This window comes from Sporosarcina psychrophila, from assembly GCF_001590685.1.
GTDB classification, from domain to species: domain Bacteria; phylum Bacillota; class Bacilli; order Bacillales_A; family Planococcaceae; genus Sporosarcina; species Sporosarcina psychrophila.
In genome coordinates this window covers 2,309,546-2,326,500 of the sequence record NZ_CP014616.1, presented here as the reverse complement: position 1 = coordinate 2,326,500, position 16,955 = coordinate 2,309,546, and the positions used below count along the sequence as shown (strand labels likewise).

Here is a 16,955-nt window from a genome sequence, read left to right as displayed (position 1 = left end):
ATAGATAAACTGGTAAGATGGTTTTTCAAGTTGCATCTTCAGCTTCTGGTACTTCTAGGAATATAACAGTTAATGCATTGCGTTAATCGCACTTTCCGGTCCAACTGAGATACAATAAACAACGCCAAAACCCAGTAGTACCAAGGGGTTTTGGCGTTATTTGCAATATGTACAATTCAGGTTAATTACGACATCATGCGATCCCTTGGACACGAGAAGATTGAAACGACAATGATTTACTTGGAAAAGGTCTTCGAGAAGGAACGTCATGCAATTCATTCGTGGAAATCGGAAGGTTTTGGGGAGTACATTTAGAGATTAAATCAGGGCAGCCCCATAAGTCGTTGAAATTCCGACTTATGGAGCTGCCCTTTGTGACGCTTTCTATTTGTCTGTAAAGCACTTGCTAGCTCAGTTGTTTCCAGTATTCCCAAGCTTTAAGATAGCCCTCTAAATCATGCGGATGGACCCTAATACAAATTCCAATCCGCGTATAAAGTTGGAAAATAACTTCTTCTATAAGTCTTGTTTCCTCTATGGGCACTTGTTTAAGTAATGAAAATGTTGAAAGTAATGTTTCTATATTCAAGTCATCAGATGATGAACAAAATGCATAGGTAAAGTCGTAGATTATAGGACCTACCATAGGTGATGGATCTATAATTCCGCTAAGTGTGTTATTTTGAAACACAAGATTGTGAACTCCGGTATCCCCGTGAAGCAAGTATTTAGTTTCCTGTTTTTCAACCGAAGCTATTCGTTCAACTATTGATTCCACCTTAAAATAATCTTCATTTGGCAATAAATCCCTTATATTTGTACGCGCTGATTCCAAACTACTTCTATTGAAATCATACCAAGTTTGTTGTGGTATTCCATCTAGTCTTCCCCAGCTGGCATTCTGATCGTATTTGACGTAGTGGTTAAATAGTTCATTTACCAAAAGGGTCATCCATTCTATTTTTGAACCACGATTAGAATGAGTCGTACCTTCTATATACGCATACAGAATAAACTTTTTTCAGGATCTGTATAATAGAGTTTAGGAAGTAGACGAACATTTTGATACGTATGAAAAAAACGACTAGCAAAATTGATTTGTTTTGGATGATCCAATTTAAGCACATATTTGGGTACGTTGTTTTCCGAAACGCTATAGACAAGGCCATCAGTCGTTCCACTCTTCATTTTAGTAATTCTTTGTTTATTGAGATTAATTATGCCTTTATCCTGCAGGCCAATGCATATTTCATCAATCTTTGATTGTTCGTTCATTGAATAACGCTCCTTGTAGACAATTCATTTTCATTTAATACCATCTGATGCTTTTATGAAGTAAATAAAGGTTTATTTCTCACTGACAACACTAAGAAATCCAAATTATTAATTTGGATTTGCTGAATGCTACCCCTTTAGGATAAAAATGATGAACTGTTTGATTAAGAATTGACTGTTTTTATTTAGGAGAGAAATTAGCTTTCTCCCAATCGCTCAAATACATATTACTGGTTACGTTAGGATTGTTTTTCTCAACTTTACAGATAAATTCTAAACTGTTTCCATCTGGATCATTAAAATGTATTTTGGCATGGCCATATCTCTCGTTAGGCATAACGAATGGTTCGATTGGTTCAAAACCAAACGCTTTTCTAGCCTCGATGTTTCTTTCTGCAAGCCATTTTCGCGAATTCCGTAAATCTTCTAGTTCTACATGGAAAGCAATATGTCGGATTGATGGGTGATAGTCGAGATTTACTTTGTCTGTTTGCCATAAACCTAACCAACTTTTGTCTTTTTCTAACCAAAGGAATGCTACTCTAGCCTCTATTCTATGGTCAAATTCTAATCCTAAACTTTCATAAAATTTAATTGAGCGTTCTAGGTCACTTACGGGTAAATGGGCTTCGTATAATCCTTTAATCATATTATTTTCATTATCTCCTATTTGTTTTCAACTGGTTTATTCCCTGTTCGTAGCAATGCTTTTCTCGATTGCATGAATACTCTCTTGATCAAAAGCCCTTATTCAACCAATCAATTTGAATACTCAACATTCACACCTAATTGCTGCAGTAAGTCAAAAAAAGTTGGACAAGTCTTTGACACACACCCTGGATCATTAATGACCACCCCCGGAACCTTTGCGCCAATCAATGCTAATGACATTGCCACTCGATGATCGTCATAGGAATCCAATGTTGCAGCATGTGGTGTTCCTGGGTAAACGGTTAACCCGTCTTTATACTCTTCGACTTTAATGCCCAACTTTTGTAATTCTGTACAAATAGCACTTATTCGATCTGATTCATGATAGCGAATATGTTCAACATCTCTGATTGTAATCGGACCCGTTGCAAATGGAGCGATTGCGGCTAGTGTCAACGTCTGATCTGACATATCGAGCATGCTAATCTCAAACCCGCCCTTCAACTTAGGTGTTCCAACTAACTCAATAAAGCCTTCTCCTCTAGTAACAGTGCACCCCATTTTTTCATAGACATTAATCATATTAATATCAGGTTGACTGTTTTCGGGAGAAAGATTGGTGATCTTAATGCGACCATTCGTAATAGCTGCTAAGGCTAAAAAATAACTTACAGTTGAAGCATCTGCTTCTAACTCGAGATCACAGCTCTTGTATTCTGATTGAGGATTAACAATTTCCCTAAGGTCTTCAGTAAATTGGGCTTGTACTCCGAATTTCTCCATTAGATTTAGTGTTATTTCAACGTAGTCTGGCTGAACAATGCGATCAGGGATCGTTACAGTTACAGCTTTTTTTGCATACGGACTTGCCAGTAGCACGCCACTTATAAATTGACTTGAAATCTTTCCAGAAATACTAACTGAACCTCCCGTGAGTTCATTTGCTATTATACGGAGAGGGAAATAACCGTCTTTATCCAGATAGTCGATCTTTGCTCCCATTGCGGTAAGTACGTCTATTAAAGGTTTTACTGGCCGTTCACTCATACTGTTACTTGCCTCAATAACCCAATTTCCTTTTTTCGCAACTGCTAATGCACCAGGAAGAAAACGAGCAATCGTGCCTGCAGCCCCAATGTATAAGTCTGCATTTTCATTTGGCCAAACTGCATTATTGCCATGAACGGTAATCGTATCCCCTTCTAGTTCGGTCTTGATGCCAAGGCTATTGAGTACATCGATACACCAATATGAATCATCACTTTTTAAGATTCCGGATAATGTTGAAGTTCCGTTAGCTAAAGCTGCTAGTATCAACGCTCTATTCGTAAGACTTTTACTCCCTGGTATGCTTATTTCACCGTTAATGGATTGCACTTCAGGTGGAGATAGACTTACACTTTGAACTTGATTTAAGGTTGACCACGGTGACCGTGCTTTCAAATCTACATTACTCAAATTAAACACCCTTCCCGAGATTGAATTTTCCGATATATCTTACTAGTACTTTATCATAAAACTACACTACTTGTGTTTATTTCAATTACAAATATGCTAAATAGATGTGTAATTCATACCGTTTTTAAAACGTAATGTAAGTATCTACGAACTTGGATGATTCTTTCAGTCAATGAAGCTGATACGATTATGTAGAATTGTTCACTTTCATCCGTTTTATATAATTTACGAATTGTTCTTCTTTCATCTGGCCAGAAACCAACCAATAAATTTGTTTCTTCCATTTCACGCGCTATATTGTACAAATAGCCATTAGATGGAGACCAACCAAACAAACTATTCAATTACTCCTGAACTTCGGCCATATGAAAAGATTGACGATTTAAGCTAAGTCGCAGAGCCATAAATCGTACAACATCCTTTACAGATAGCAATTTTGATATAAATAATCTAAAGTCTTCGTGTAGTGGCTCAATCGAGGCATGTGGTAGTGATCCATTTTTAGTTAAAAAGTAATAGAACCTATCTATGACAGTCGAAACTTCACTAAAGCGAAGTGCATAAATAGTTTCGTATTCCAGAAGACGAGCTTTTCCTTTTTCAGTAATTTGAAAGACCTTTTTGCGGCCTTCTGTTCGGGAAAAAAGAAAACCATTATTTTCTAAAGCGTTGGTAGTACGTGCGACATATTCATAGGAAACGGAACGTCCTGGGAAATCCAAGTTGAAGTGTTCATAGAGTGCTTTTGAATAATTTTCTCGTTCAAGAATAGTTCTTAACAAGAACAAGGATAGGGCATCACCAACACTAAATCCAACAGCTTGCTGAAACGAAGGTAACTTCATAATTAGACAACCCCTAATATTTTTAATAATCATACACCTCGCTAGTACATATATCAATATTATTATCGGTTGCGATGTTTCTTCCTCATTTTAAGCTATCCCTCCTCCTTAGTAGATGTCAGTAATACTTTATACGGGAGTGTTTTATAAGTGGAGAACAAACTAGTAGCGAGCGTTGTATTTTTATATGCACTAGCGAGGTTTCGTTTATCGGGAATATATACACTATTCGGAATAATATAAAGTAACCTTTAATTATATTTTTAGAGGTTCTGGCAGTAAAATATGGATTTTCAACGTTAAGGAAATTCTAAATTAAAAAGCCCAATTTCTCTGGAAATTAAAATAGAGAAATTGGGCTTTAATGAAGTTCTTTCATCTATCTAGATTGAAACTTTTAATATTCTTTTAAGCCAAGCATTGATAAACCGCCATCAAATCACGTTTATTTAACTCACGTATACGATTGAAGATTGGAATATCTGCAACGGCCTCAGTATATAGGTTTTTCTCAACAACATCACTTACTTTACCAGTAAGCCATGTTTCAACTGCTATACCTTCGACAACTTCCTGAAGTCCTTCTTCAGTGATGCCACTTTCATTACAACTCACACATGGGATCGTTAATTTATATACGCCATCATGGAGATTATCTTCTGTAATGACTTTCTTTCCTTTACAGAATGGACATGGATGACTTTTTTTAATTTTATTAATTTGGGTTACAATTTTTTTATATCCAAAGGCTTCATAGACATAGACAAGCTTTTTATATTTTCCATTGGTGAAATACTTATCAATGATCGTTTCTCTGGTCTCAGTGATCTTATCAAAATCGCAGATCGTAACCTGGTTATTCGTGCTGATGGATTCGATATTGCTGCTAATTTTATCCCAGAATGGTAAGGCATTTTGTAACACCACTTCATAACCAGCAAAGCTTGCCATTTCCAATTCAAATACTTTCAGCGCGACTTGTGTTTCCCTAGGCAGTAAAGAGACATCTTCAGTCAAAGTCATATCTCCGCCGACAATAGATTTCAATTTTATCAGTTCAGGTAACGCTCCTACCGTTTTCAATGCTTGATCAATCGGCTGGTTTATAATCTCACGAATATCCGTATTTCCAAACTTGAGTTGATTATGATGGTTTAACACAGACCCTTCGCAAATCGGACATGATATTATCTCTTTGGATGCTTTCATATGCTCTTTAATAATCGATTTCGAAATAAACATATACATCCCAATTATACTATTGAAGCCTTGCCATGTTCTCTGTGCCTTAGCTGCTTTATCATAAAACGACTTTTCTAAATACCCATATAAAAAGGTATGCTTTTCTTCTTTTGTCATTTCATTATAACTTTTACTCATATCGTGACCGAGTTCATTCTTAATTTCATCAAAAATGAATTCCAATCTTGAATATTGATAATGTTTTAATACCTCCATCACATCTGGATGCAATAGGCCATCCCAGAACGGAGCGTTTTTGTCTTGAATCACAACATCTATATCAAACTTTTCAATCACTCGGCGGCCCGAGCAACTTGGACAATGATTGTCTTGATTATAGAAATCGAAGCGCTGCGTATTTTTATTGGTCGGATGAGCTGCTACAATATGGTTGATCAATCCACCCATTTCATAGAGAAAACTATATTGACTATACAAATGTCGTTCCAAATCAATGGCGATTACGGGTGCAATTGTTTCGGATTCGTATTCACCATAAATCAACCGTGCCATTGATGATAAGCTTTTTAAGATACCGCCCTTATAGACGTTTTCTGCATTTTTAAAATAGGCAATTTGATTTTCTTTTAAGTAGTTTACGCCATTTTGTTGATGGATGGTTGAAGAAATTTGCAACGGAGTAACTCTATCCGTCCTGTTTTGTTGACGATAATAATCATCATGACTCACAATATCAAGGTGTTGAACAGGTGCAAGCTGTCTTTTACCAAAATCAACGATAAAATCAGAGCTTTCCATCATATAAGAGTTATGTTCAATCATAATTATTGAGACAGATTCATCCTGCAGAATGATCCTAATACTATCAATGAATTGATTTAAAATATTTTGTGATAACCCTTTTGAAGGCTCGTCGAAAATAAAAAGCGTATGGGGGTTTCTCGAGTTGGCAAACAGCTCAGAAACTAAATGGACACATTGAAATTCACCATTCGATAAAGACTGTGTTTTTCTTTCCAACGTCAAATAACCAAGTCCAAGTTTAATTAATAGGCTCAGGCGTTTATAAGCGATGTCTTCATTCGGCAGTTCATCAATAATGTCTTCAATCGAGCGCTGAAAAATATCATCAATTTCTTCACTATATTTTTTGAGTTTCCTTTTAATATCAAGAAAAGTCGCAACTGTTGACCGACTGGTAATCGATTGGTTGCGATTTTGCCCCACCATTACCAATTTATCTTTTGGATATCGCTTCAGAAAATCTTTGGCCATACACTCATTGACAAGTGTAGATTTACCACATCCAGACTCACCCGTAAAGGTTATAAGTCTATTTTGGGGAATCTGAATTTCAGCCATTTGAATATTACGACAGTAAAGATCATGAAACTGAAAGTACTCCGTTGGCATTGCTTGATTTCGTTCCGAAGAGATTGGTTTTGGACGTGGGGATTCTTCAACAATTTTCCCGCCATATTTACCACTACCAGGCCCAAAGAACAATTGCTGATCCGTTGTATCGAGCACCGTGTCAGAATGGTCAATGAGCCAAATTTGATTCTTATACCCCAATTGCTTAATCTCTGCTAAAATTTTCAATAGTGTTTGGTGATCAAGACCCACGGAGATTTCATCAATTATAATTACCGTATTTTCACTTGTTGCCATGAATTCTGCCAAGTAAAGTCGTGTTAATTCTCCACCTGACAATGTACCCATAATGCGATTTAAAGTTAAGTAACCAATATTCATATTGATAATATTTTTAAGAATATGTTGTTTCGCTTCACTAATATGTAATTCTTCTCCGAGAGAAAGAATTGATTCAATGCTTAAGTTGTTGATATCAGAAATGCTCTGTGGTTGCTCCAATAAATCTATCTTATATTGCTCAACTTCAGGATTATAGCGCCTGCCCTCACACTTTTTACATTCGACATTTTTAGTAGTTCCGCGACCTTTACAACCTGGACACCAGCCTAGCTCATTATTAAATGAAAAAACTTCTGGAGACAGTTCAAATTTTTCAGCAAGGGTAACACGAATGTCTTTAAATACGCCTGTATGTGTACCTATTGTAGAACGTGGATTGGAAGAAATCGCTGATTTTCCGAGAAAAAGGACTAAAGGCATTTCTTCCATCTTGATGGCACTGAAATTGGTTTCCATAATACGGGGAAATAAATACTGATATTCAGACTTTGGCAATAAGGAAACGAGACGCTTCTTGGATTCTTCACCAATTGTTTGACAAAAAGTTGTTTTGCCAGATCCAGACAAACCAGCAATTCCTAACGATTTATCTACTGGTAGTGTTGCATCTAAGTTGTTAATATTGTTCGCAATTAATTGATTTATTTTCACAGTATTGTCCTCTCCATTCTCTAAATTTAGTCTTGCCACGTTTGCTAAATTATAATTCAAACAAAAATTGTTAGATTACTTAATCCTTACTTCCATTAAAAATGACGCTTTCCATGTTCCGGAAAAGCGCCATATTGTTGAAGAATGGATTATTTTTATAATAAAGTTAGTCCTGAAAAGCAGACATCATAAAGGATGAAGAAATCATTTTTACAGTTCTGCTAATACTTTTTCGAGTTGCTCACCCATTTGCGTCCAAGCATATGTAGCTCCCTCGATGGCTCCTGGTTGTGCTTTTGTTGCTTCACTAAATCCAGTTTGATCGAAATGTAGATGGACAGTTCCATCTGAACCTTCTTTCAAAGTCCATGTAACAGTAGTGCTTTCTCCGGCACTTAGCCAAGTGTAAGATAATTTATGAGGCTCGTCCACTTCGAGCACCTCGCTATCTACAATGCCATCCCACCATTCGTTAGGCTCTGTCCGAAACTGGAATTTATGTCCAACGACTGGTTTAAAATCATTATCCCATATCCATTTCGCAAGTGTGTCCGAATCCGTTAAAGCATTCCACACCTGCTCGATAGAACTTGTAAATTGATAATCTAATGATACATCTGATTTCATTTTTTCTCCTCCAATAAAAGATTTAATTTAGCAATTCTTTCATTCCAGAATCCTTCGTAAAAGGATACCCAATCTTGAACTTCTTTCAACGGGGTTGCATTCAGCCGATATCTTGTTTCCCTACCGACCTTTCGAGCAATTACTAGATTCGCCTCTTTAAGGATCGATAAATGCTTAGATACTGCTGTACGCCCCATTTGAAAATGAACGGTTATCTCATGTAGGGGTAATTCTTCAACATCCGCCAACATTTGAATTAACTTTCGCCTTGTTGGATCGGCAACAGCGTCATAAACATCCCTCACTTGACTTTTTTCGTTCAAAATCAGCCCCGCCTTTTCATTAATATTTCCTATAACGTCACTGATTAAACTTCATAATAATTACGACACCTTTTGTTGTCTTATTTATTATAGGGCACCTAAAGGTGACATGTCAAATTCCCTTGCTATTCTATTATCCGGTTCTTTAATGGAATTGGGCTGTATGGATTATTTTCTAATAAATTTAGCCCTGTATCCTTGAGTGATTTAATCTTGCATTTTCCCTCGTATTAAATCAATCAATTCAAATAAATTCTGCGTACTTCGAGTGATCCGAATTAAGTCTATAACGTAAATAATGTAATTTCCTCGTAGATACTCTAACAACTTCTAAAGTTGTTCACGATCCTTTGTTGCTTCAGAAAATTTTTCTTCAAAAAATATGTTTTTCAAGGTAAAAAGCCGGCAATTACGCCGGCTTTCGCAAAATGCTTATTCCTATTATTTCTTCATAAAATACTTCCGCCCCAACCGTTCGACAAGCGTCGGAGCGACTGCGTGGAGTTTACTCGTGACACCCATATACCAAGGTAAATTCACATCGCGAACTGGTTTCCCTACTGTTTTAAACACCGCATCGACCACGGTTTCCACAGTCAATAAATGCCTGCCAAGTGATGTGCGATAAGTACCTGTTTCATCCGCGAGATCCAGAAAGGGTGTGTCAATCGGACCTGGGTTAATAGTTGTCACATGGATATCGAATGGAGCCACTTCCATACGAAGCGCGTTCGTATAGCCGATAATCGCATGCTTAGACGCAGCATAAATAGAAGCCTTGGGTGTTGCCACTTTTCCGGCTTGTGAACCTAGAAAAATCAAATGTCCGCTGCGGCGTTCCATCATGCTCGGCAACAGAAGTTTAGTCAGCTGCATGGGTGCGATTACGTTGACTGTCATCATGCTTTGAATTGCTTCATCAGACGTTTCGTGAGCGAAATCGAATGAACCAACGCCCGCCGAAAAGATGACGACATCGGGTGAACCAATTTTTGCCATCAATTGCTCAACATCTTCTTTTTTCGAAAAATCCGCAGGTATCGTATTCGCACCTTCACGTTGCAACTCCTCTAAAACGGCAAGTGCCCTACCTGTCGCCCACACCTCGTAACCTACTGCCAACAGCCGTTTAGTCAGTGCGTACCCAACCCCGCTAGTCGCACCTGTTATGAGTATCGATTTATGCTTGTTCATAATGCAGGACGCCGCCTTCATCCCTTGTTTCGCGAGCTAGCCCTTCATTGACAAGGTAATCAGTTTGCCCAATCGTTTCAGAGAGTGTAAGACCCAGTTCTTTTTCATAGACAGCCGGGAACAGTTCTCGGGTTAATTCGAAAATTGTCCTTGAGCCATCGTTCATCATAGCAAGTACCTTTAACGCACGTTCGCGCTGTTTCACTAGTCGACTTTCAATAAGTTCGTGAGCATTCCGTACTTCATTGCCATGCCCAGTATAAATAATGTCTACAGGCAATGTCAGTATACGTTTCAACGATTCGTTATATTGCAATAGAGAATGCGGCCGTCCCTGTGCAGGATTAAGTGGTGGTTCAATAAGCGGGTTTGAAGACACTTTTTCAAGCACTAAGTCTCCACCAATCATTGTTCTATTCTCTTCATCCCATAAGACGATGTGGCTTTGAGCGTGGCCAGGTGTTTCCATAACTGTCCAGCCAGGATGCCCCGGAAGCGCATCACCCTCGGCAAGCATACTGTCCAGTGGACGTTCCCCCATAAGTGCAGTGGATCGTTTCATCTTCTTAACCCAACCAAGGTACTGCTCAGGCACTCCTTCTTCGATAAGACAATCGAGATAAAACGCATCATGATAGCGGAAAAAAGCTTCATCCCGTTTGAGCCATAAATCGTTATACACATGACCAAGAACTTTAGCGTTATCAAACGCGTCAATCCAGCCAGCATGATCAGGATGATGGTGTGTCAAAATGACTTGTTCAATATCGTTGAATGCATACCCAGCTTCCTTGATGCCCTGTTGCAATGCTTCAAATGCTTCAGGGGTTTTCGGCCCCGCATCAACGAGTGACAATGTATCTCCTTTTATCAGAAATGCATTTACATCGCCAACTGCGAATGGTGTTGGTATAACAATTTTCTGTATCATATGTAAAATCCCCTTTATTAATATGAATGAGTATTCAGTCCATTGTACCTTTTTTAGTAGCAAGCGTCATCTTTTGAATCAATTCTCTACCATGAAGTTTTAAAATGGTATAATCAAAGTATCTATTTTAACAGTTATTTACGACGATATAGAATTACTAGGAGGGCTTAAGCATGGGATTATTCGGATTTTTCAAAAGTCAATTTATTGAAGTCATTGAATGGACGGACCAAAACGCAAGTACAATGGTTTACCGCTTCCCCGTCCAAAACAACGAAATAAAAATGGGTGCAGAATTAACCGTTAGGGAGTCACAAGTTGCCATTTTCGTCAATGAAGGTGAAATTGCGGATGTATTTGGGCCAGGACGTCATCTATTATACACACAAAACATGCCCATCTTAACGAAATTAAAGTCGTGGAAGTTTGGATTCGACTCCCCTTTCAAAGCGGAAGTCTATTTTGTGAATACGAAGCAGTTCATCAACCAGAAATGGGGCACTTCGAATCCAATCATGATGCGCGATTCGGAATTTGGCGTCATTCGATTACGTGGCTATGGCATATACTCATATCGCGTATCCGAACCTGTTGTTTTCTTAAAAGAACTGTTTGGCACGAGCGCATCCTATGACACCAGCAGCATTGAGGGTCAGTTGAAAAAAATGGTGCTGTCGGGACTTACAGATCTGTTTGCTGAATCGAATATTGCTGCTCTAGATCTAGCGATGAACTACGACGAATTAAGTGAAAAAGGCAAAGAGAAGATGAAGCAACGATTCAGTACATTCGGATTTGAAATCACTTCGTTGTATATTGAAAACTTATCACTCCCTGAAGAAGTGGAAAAAGTATTGGATCGAAAAACTGCAATGGGTGTTATTGGTAACATGAATCAGTATCAGCAATACCAGGCGGCAGAAGCAATTAGAGATGCGGCGCAAAATGAAGGCGGCGGATTAGCAGGTGCAGGTGCAGGCATTGGTGCAGGGGCTGCGATTGGCAGTGTGATGGCAAACGCTCTCCAAGGCAACCATCAACAAACTAATTCGCCTTCAGCACCGAAACCAGAAAAAATGACTTGCCCTCATTGTCAGGCACTCATTAATACGAACGCAAAGTTTTGCGGCGAATGTGGGGAAACTGTACAAAAGCAAAAAGTGCCATGCATTAGCTGTCAGGCGGCAATAAATGAAGATGCAAAATTCTGCGGGGAATGTGGCGCAAAAAAAGTGACCGAAAAAACATGTGCGAAATGTGGCAAGGTAAATGCCCCGAATACAAAGTTTTGTGGGGACTGTGGCGACAATCTGCAACAGTGATGGATAGAGAGGTGTTCGAGTGTCCAGTTTAGAAAACAATGAGCGTGTGGAAGCGATGATAGTTGAACAAACGGAAGTGAATAAATGCTCTTCCTGCGGTGGTAATACAGTTTTTGACCCTTCAAGTGGAACACTTAAATGCCCATTTTGTGGGAGTGAAAAAGAAATCACGACATCGCGAGAAAACACGATTGAACTTGATTTCTTACAGGCACTAGAAAAAGAAGACCACAGTTGGGATGATGAAAAGCGAGTTTTCAAATGTGGAAATTGTGGTGCCGAAACCCTTTTAGATAAAGATAAGGTAGCAGATTTTTGCTCGTTTTGTGGATCGTCGCATATTGCGGTAACGGAAAACCACGCAGGTATCAAACCAGCTTTGGTCCTCCCCTTTCAAATTACAAAAGACGTAGCGGTCGAAAAATTCAAGGTGTGGATGAAAAAGAAATATTTTGCTCCTTCCAAGCTGATCCAATCGTATAAATTAGACCATTTGGCTGGTGCTTATATTCCTTACTGGACGTTCGATTCTCAGACGAATTCATCCTACGTCGTACAAATTGGTACGTATTATTATGTTACAAAAACACGGACTGTAATTGAAGATGGCAAACCCAAACAAGTAACAGAACAAGTGAGAAAAATCAGGTGGCGTACAGAACATGGTCATTATAGCAAGTTCTTCGATGATGTATTGGTGAAAGCTTCACGTAATGTGGCCAGTGGATTGATTGATAAAGTGGAACCTTTTCATCTAAATGGACTTGTTGATTATAAAATGGACTATTTATCTGGATTTTTGGCAGAAAAGTATTCAATTCCATTGAAGGATGGATGGAATGATGCCAAAGTTGTCATAGACGATGGAATTACAAGTGGTATACACGGCAGAGTTCATGGCGATGTTGTTAATATAGTCAGTGTCTCCACCGACTATGACAGCATTACCTACAAACACATTCTATTGCCTTTATGGATTTCATCATTCCAGTTCAACAATAAGGTCTATCGCTTCCTCGTCAATGGACAAACTGGCAAAGTAAGCGGGAAATCCCCTGTGAGTGCCGTGAAAGTATCGATTGCCGTAGGGATAGTTATTGCGATTATGATTGCGATTTACTTTATCTTGAAAATGACCTAACGATAACTCGATAAAAATTAGATAGTTGACTTTTTTTAGACGACGTGCAATAATCGGTCTAATTCAAGTACATATAGGCGTTGACGAAGACAAGTAGTTGCGGCAATGGAGAACAGAAAATGTGGTCACCGGCTGAAAGCCACATCCCCTCTCCCGCTTCGAACCTCCTTCTGAGCTGCTGTGGAAACACAGGCGTGCCTTTCGCGTTAAGAAAGAACGAGATGTATCGGTGTTATGCCGGTAAATTTAGGTGGTACCGCGGAAGCATGTGTTTTCGTCCTTATTTAGTAGGGACGAGAGCGCATTTTTTTATTGTCCAGATTTCAGCGCCTAGGTGCGTACGTTTTTATTAATGGAATGAAAGGGGTAATTTGAATGAAAACGATTGTATTTATAGGTGCCGGTTCTATGGCAGAAGCTGTTATTGCAGGAATTGTGGAACAAGGTGCAGTGGTACCTCATAATGTTTTTGTTATGAATAGATCTGATGATGAAAGGCTACTTTCATTACACAATAAATATGGTGTATCCATTGTCTGCAAGGAAAAAGAGGCGCTGAAAAATGCAGATCTCGTCGTTCTTGCGACGAAACCAAAAGATATCCATCAGGCGATGGCGGATGCACTTCCTTATTTGGATGATAAAACAGCGGTTTTGTCGGTTATTGCAGGCGTTTCAATTCAGACAATCGAAAATGGTCTTGGTGCAAGACCTATCGCACGCTCCATGCCAAATACCTCCGCTACAATCGGAAAATCTGCCAGTGGTATCGCGTGGAATCATGCGATTAGCGAGGAGTTGAAAAAACATATCCTCGGTCTCTTAGAGTCAATCGGAATGGTGAAAGAAGTAGAAGAAGATGACTTACATGCCGTCACTGCTCTTTCCGGTAGCGGCCCTGCATATGTCTATTATTTAGCAGAAGCACTTGAGGAAGCAGCGATCGGTAAAGGTCTTTCAAAAGACATTGCGCGCGCGCTTATCATCCAAACGCTTGAAGGCGCAGCGGCAATGTTGAAAGAAACAGGTACAGAGCCCGCGGAATTACGGAAAAACGTGACGAGCCCAGGTGGAACTACGGAAGCTGGATTGAATGCGTTGGAGAACGGAATGTTCAAAGAAACGATTGCGCAATGTATCGGAAAAGCGGAGGCGCGTTCTCGTGAGTTAGGGGCGCAGTCTTAAAGCTATTCATTTTGCACTAAATAGTGGAACGCAAAACTCGAATAATAGGTCACTTTTATAAAACGTGTCTACTATTCGAGCTATCGTTCAAGTTTTAGAAGCTTGCCTTTTATCTTATCGAACTAGTTTACATATAACTAAATTTCCCCACTTTCAATATGACTAAAACGACTCGACGTCAAATCTTTCCTTCGATAGACACTTAATACGACCCCAATTAAAAAGGCATTCAATAGAATTGGCATTAATCCATAACTGATGAATGGCAATGACATAGAGATCATCGGAAAGTATCCGAGTGACATTCCAATATTGCTAACAAACTGGATTGTATAAAGAGCAATCGCACCAATCAGTAGAAGTTTCCCATATGGATCCTTGATTTTACGCAAGACAACCACTATCCTACTTGCAAACAGCGAAAGAAGTACAACAAGTGCAATGCCAAAAAGCCAACCATAATGATAAGTAAAACTCACAAAAACAAAATTGGTGTGAGCATCTACTATGGTCTCTTTATTCATTGAATTACCAAACCATCCTGCTTGGGACATTCGCTCTTTAATGTACAATGTCGTAGCAGTTGGATATTTTTCTGGATTGATAAATTCCAGTAACCTTAGTTTCTGATAAAATGCTAATAACGGCCAAAGGATTAAGCCAAAAATAATGAATGAACTAGACGTTAGTATCGTAATTACGAGAATAGTTTTCCTACTATATTTGCTCCACCAAACCATCGCAAACACCATGACAGTGTATATATAGGCAGTTGAAGTACTAGGTATCGTAAAGAGTAAATAAAAAGAAAGGACAAACAACATGCCCAAATGCCAAATTTTCAACCTTTTGTTATTGATAAAGGATGCCCATGCAAGGAAAAAGAACGGAATAGACATTACGCTTTCAATTGTTACTGGGCCAATCTCTACTACAGATGTCCCAAATACAAAGCCTTTAGAAAGAGCTTTTATCATTATGAGGACAAGCACTCCTATTGTGTAAAACAACCATCCTAACTTTTCCAATTCCCTATAGTTAATCAACATTAACCCTAAAGCTCCCCCAGCACCGAGAAGGACAAAGATGATCTTATAAATTGCAAAATGTCCATTATTCATATAACCAAGAGAAAACAGTGGCAAAAACCCTATCCCCATAGTGGTTATCAATAAAACGACTGTCAGCCAATCCACCTTTGGCCGATGAAGCTTGTTCAGCTGTTGACCAAGCATTACCGGACTTCCCATTTGCCCGACAGCTTTTTCTTCTGCCTCTGTCTCATCTATCCCTTTCGTTAACAAGTGACTCTTCGCTTCTTTTATGTGATAATCTAATTCTATCTCTACAAAATCCTTTGCCTCTCTGGATTTAATTTGATCCCTAACTTCGTTTAAAAATGATAGTCTTCTTTTTCCCACTCGTTTGTCACCCCTCCACTAATCCTTTCCGATTAAACCGTTTAGTTGTAGACTGTTTCTCTGTTTTTCGTAATAACTTCCTACCTTTATTGTTTAATTGATAATATTTAATAGTCGACTCATTCCAGCCGGATTGTAAACTGCCATCCTGTTCTAGCTTGTGCAACAAGGCATATAAGCTTCCTTCATTATCCTCAAATTTACGAATTCCCCGTCCGCGCAAGAAATTCACCAATTCATAGCCCGTTTTTTCATAAACTAGCAGTTGCATAACGGCTAATAAGATGTCTTCTTCACTGTCATCACTTTTGCTGATTTTGTCCCGAATTCCCTTGCGATGTTGCTCGGTAAAATTGAGTTGGCTAAATGTACTAGCATCCATTGATTTTTTCAGCCCTTTTAAACTATCATCCATTACTTATTCCTCCAATCGTTCTTTTAAAAGCTCCTTAGCACGTCTAAGTCTAGTTTTAACAGTATTTCCGCCCACTTCAGTGACCAAGGCGATTTCTTTGATTAGCAATTCCTCGTAATAATAAAGATAAATCACTTCTCGGTATTTAATGGGCAGTGTCATGATTGCAGAGATTAATTGGTCATCCTCTTCCTGCTGGATCACGACCTCTTCAATCATTTCTTTTGTAGTCCTATTATGTGTTGGTTCATCTTCGGTAATAATGACATTCCTGTTATACCAGCTTTTTAGGAAGTCCTTACAATGATTAATAGCAATTCGCCACAACCATGTTCTTAACGTTGATTTGCCACTGTATGTATGAAGAGATTTATAACATTTTATAAAGATATCCTGCGTTAAATCCTCTGCTACCTCTTTATTACTGACATAAGAATAAACAAGCCTTAATATATCCTGTCCATGCCGATTCATAATTTCATCCATTAGTACTACCTTGTCTTCTATTTCAAACGCTCCAACGATCAATTCTTCCATATTCAGCCCTCCTCCCTAATTAATAGACGAGATGCCCTATTAGAAGGTTTTTAAAAAGCT

17 protein-coding genes, 1 pseudogene and 1 other annotated feature are annotated in these 16,955 nt (G+C 38.7%); of the genes and pseudogenes, 3 read left to right on the top strand and 15 right to left on the bottom strand.

The genetic code is table 11. The features are described 5' to 3' along the window. Nucleotides 1-406: 406 nt before the first annotated feature. The 12 genes and pseudogenes from AZE41_RS23275 to AZE41_RS10980 all read right to left on the bottom strand — a co-directional run bounded on the left by AZE41_RS23275 (nucleotide 407) and on the right by AZE41_RS10980 (nucleotide 10,874). Nucleotides 407-943, bottom strand: a complete 537-nt coding sequence (locus tag AZE41_RS23275; RefSeq protein WP_231885809.1) for a phosphotransferase — start codon at nucleotides 941-943, stop codon at nucleotides 407-409. 50 nt (nucleotides 944-993) lie between these two features. After that, nucleotides 994-1,275: a hypothetical protein gene (locus tag AZE41_RS23270; RefSeq protein WP_231885808.1), complete on the bottom strand. Its 282-nt coding sequence runs from the start codon at nucleotides 1,273-1,275 to the stop codon at nucleotides 994-996. A 181-nt stretch (nucleotides 1,276-1,456) separates the two neighbouring features. Continuing rightward, nucleotides 1,457-1,924: a VOC family protein gene (locus AZE41_RS11020; protein ID WP_067209238.1), complete on the bottom strand. Its 468-nt coding sequence runs from the start codon at nucleotides 1,922-1,924 to the stop codon at nucleotides 1,457-1,459. A gap of 110 nt (nucleotides 1,925-2,034) precedes the next feature. Beyond that, on the bottom strand, nucleotides 2,035-3,393 hold the full coding sequence (gene aroA / locus AZE41_RS11015) for a 3-phosphoshikimate 1-carboxyvinyltransferase (RefSeq protein WP_418064796.1): 1,359 nt from the start codon (nucleotides 3,391-3,393) through the stop codon (nucleotides 2,035-2,037). 104 nt (nucleotides 3,394-3,497) lie between these two features. Further along, nucleotides 3,498-3,719, bottom strand: coding sequence for a helix-turn-helix transcriptional regulator (locus AZE41_RS11010; protein WP_067209226.1), 222 nt, complete (start codon nucleotides 3,717-3,719; stop codon nucleotides 3,498-3,500). Nucleotides 3,720-3,728: 9 nt separating this feature from the next. Next, entirely contained in the window at nucleotides 3,729-4,229 is a 501-nt protein-coding gene (locus AZE41_RS11005; protein ID WP_067209224.1) for a hypothetical protein, read from the bottom strand. Nucleotides 4,230-4,637: 408 nt separating this feature from the next. Further along, nucleotides 4,638-7,799 carry an ATP-binding cassette domain-containing protein gene (locus tag AZE41_RS11000; RefSeq protein ID WP_067209221.1) on the bottom strand — a complete coding sequence of 1,054 codons (3,162 nt, stop codon included), beginning with the start codon at nucleotides 7,797-7,799 and terminating at the stop codon, nucleotides 4,638-4,640. Between the two features lie 210 nt (nucleotides 7,800-8,009). Then, on the bottom strand, nucleotides 8,010-8,426 hold the full coding sequence (locus AZE41_RS10995; RefSeq protein WP_067209220.1) for an SRPBCC family protein: 417 nt from the start codon (nucleotides 8,424-8,426) through the stop codon (nucleotides 8,010-8,012). Beyond that, nucleotides 8,423-8,749, bottom strand: a complete 327-nt coding sequence (locus tag AZE41_RS10990; RefSeq protein WP_067209217.1) for an ArsR/SmtB family transcription factor — start codon at nucleotides 8,747-8,749, stop codon at nucleotides 8,423-8,425. The genes AZE41_RS10995 and AZE41_RS10990 overlap by 4 nt, the downstream gene beginning before the upstream one ends. A 158-nt stretch (nucleotides 8,750-8,907) precedes the next feature. Then, a pseudogene (locus AZE41_RS23265) lies at nucleotides 8,908-9,136 on the bottom strand (recombinase family protein); the annotation flags it as partial. A gap of 54 nt (nucleotides 9,137-9,190) precedes the next feature. Continuing rightward, a complete protein-coding gene (locus AZE41_RS10985) occupies nucleotides 9,191-9,943 on the bottom strand; it encodes an SDR family NAD(P)-dependent oxidoreductase (RefSeq protein WP_197485396.1) in 753 nt (250 codons plus the stop codon). Further along, nucleotides 9,930-10,874, bottom strand: a complete 945-nt coding sequence (locus AZE41_RS10980; protein WP_067209216.1) for an MBL fold metallo-hydrolase — start codon at nucleotides 10,872-10,874, stop codon at nucleotides 9,930-9,932. Before AZE41_RS10980 ends, AZE41_RS10985 begins: the two co-directional genes overlap by 14 nt. 173 nt (nucleotides 10,875-11,047) lie before the next feature. Here AZE41_RS10980 and AZE41_RS10975 point away from each other — a divergent pair, with 173 nt between their 5' ends. From AZE41_RS10975 to proC, 3 genes are all read left to right on the top strand, one after another. Next, complete coding sequence (locus tag AZE41_RS10975) at nucleotides 11,048-12,196, top strand: SPFH domain-containing protein (protein WP_067209213.1); 1,149 nt, start codon at nucleotides 11,048-11,050, stop codon at nucleotides 12,194-12,196. 19 nt (nucleotides 12,197-12,215) lie between these two features. After that, nucleotides 12,216-13,337 (top strand): Lar family restriction alleviation protein, encoded by a 1,122-nt coding sequence (locus tag AZE41_RS10970; protein WP_067209211.1) that lies wholly within the window; start codon nucleotides 12,216-12,218, stop codon nucleotides 13,335-13,337. Between the two features lie 71 nt (nucleotides 13,338-13,408). After that, nucleotides 13,409-13,622, top strand: a binding site (T-box leader). Between the two features lie 90 nt (nucleotides 13,623-13,712). Further along, entirely contained in the window at nucleotides 13,713-14,522 is an 810-nt protein-coding gene (gene proC, locus AZE41_RS10965; RefSeq protein ID WP_067209208.1) for a pyrroline-5-carboxylate reductase, read from the top strand. A gap of 137 nt (nucleotides 14,523-14,659) precedes the next feature. On the opposite strand, the gene AZE41_RS10960 is transcribed toward proC, so the two are convergent. The 3 genes from AZE41_RS10960 to AZE41_RS10950 are packed head-to-tail and all read right to left on the bottom strand — an operon-like array spanning nucleotide 14,660 to nucleotide 16,895. After that, nucleotides 14,660-15,943 carry an FtsW/RodA/SpoVE family cell cycle protein gene (locus AZE41_RS10960; RefSeq protein WP_067209206.1) on the bottom strand — a complete coding sequence of 428 codons (1,284 nt, stop codon included), beginning with the start codon at nucleotides 15,941-15,943 and terminating at the stop codon, nucleotides 14,660-14,662. 7 nt (nucleotides 15,944-15,950) lie between these two features. After that, nucleotides 15,951-16,358, bottom strand: a complete 408-nt coding sequence (locus tag AZE41_RS10955; RefSeq protein WP_067209204.1) for a PadR family transcriptional regulator — start codon at nucleotides 16,356-16,358, stop codon at nucleotides 15,951-15,953. 3 nt (nucleotides 16,359-16,361) lie between these two features. Continuing rightward, nucleotides 16,362-16,895: a sigma-70 family RNA polymerase sigma factor gene (locus tag AZE41_RS10950; RefSeq protein WP_067209202.1), complete on the bottom strand. Its 534-nt coding sequence runs from the start codon at nucleotides 16,893-16,895 to the stop codon at nucleotides 16,362-16,364. Between the last annotated feature and the right edge of the window lie 60 nt (nucleotides 16,896-16,955).

What these genes read in the sequence shown, in the direction of transcription:
- proC (WP_067209208.1), top strand. Translation starts at nt 13,713, where the DNA reads ATGAAAACGATTGTATTTATAGGTGCCGGTTCTATGGCAGAAGCTGTT.
- AZE41_RS10995 (WP_067209220.1), bottom strand. Translation starts at nt 8,426, where the DNA reads ATGAAATCAGATGTATCATTAGATTATCAATTTACAAGTTCTATCGAG.
- AZE41_RS10975 (WP_067209213.1), top strand. Translation starts at nt 11,048, where the DNA reads ATGGGATTATTCGGATTTTTCAAAAGTCAATTTATTGAAGTCATTGAA.
- AZE41_RS11020 (WP_067209238.1), bottom strand. Translation starts at nt 1,924, where the DNA reads ATGATTAAAGGATTATACGAAGCCCATTTACCCGTAAGTGACCTAGAA.
- AZE41_RS10985 (WP_197485396.1), bottom strand. Translation starts at nt 9,943, where the DNA reads ATGAACAAGCATAAATCGATACTCATAACAGGTGCGACTAGCGGGGTT.
- AZE41_RS23270 (WP_231885808.1), bottom strand. Translation starts at nt 1,275, where the DNA reads ATGAACGAACAATCAAAGATTGATGAAATATGCATTGGCCTGCAGGAT.
- AZE41_RS10950 (WP_067209202.1), bottom strand. Translation starts at nt 16,895, where the DNA reads ATGGAAGAATTGATCGTTGGAGCGTTTGAAATAGAAGACAAGGTAGTA.
- AZE41_RS10955 (WP_067209204.1), bottom strand. Translation starts at nt 16,358, where the DNA reads ATGGATGATAGTTTAAAAGGGCTGAAAAAATCAATGGATGCTAGTACA.
- AZE41_RS11005 (WP_067209224.1), bottom strand. Translation starts at nt 4,229, where the DNA reads ATGAAGTTACCTTCGTTTCAGCAAGCTGTTGGATTTAGTGTTGGTGAT.
- AZE41_RS10980 (WP_067209216.1), bottom strand. Translation starts at nt 10,874, where the DNA reads ATGATACAGAAAATTGTTATACCAACACCATTCGCAGTTGGCGATGTA.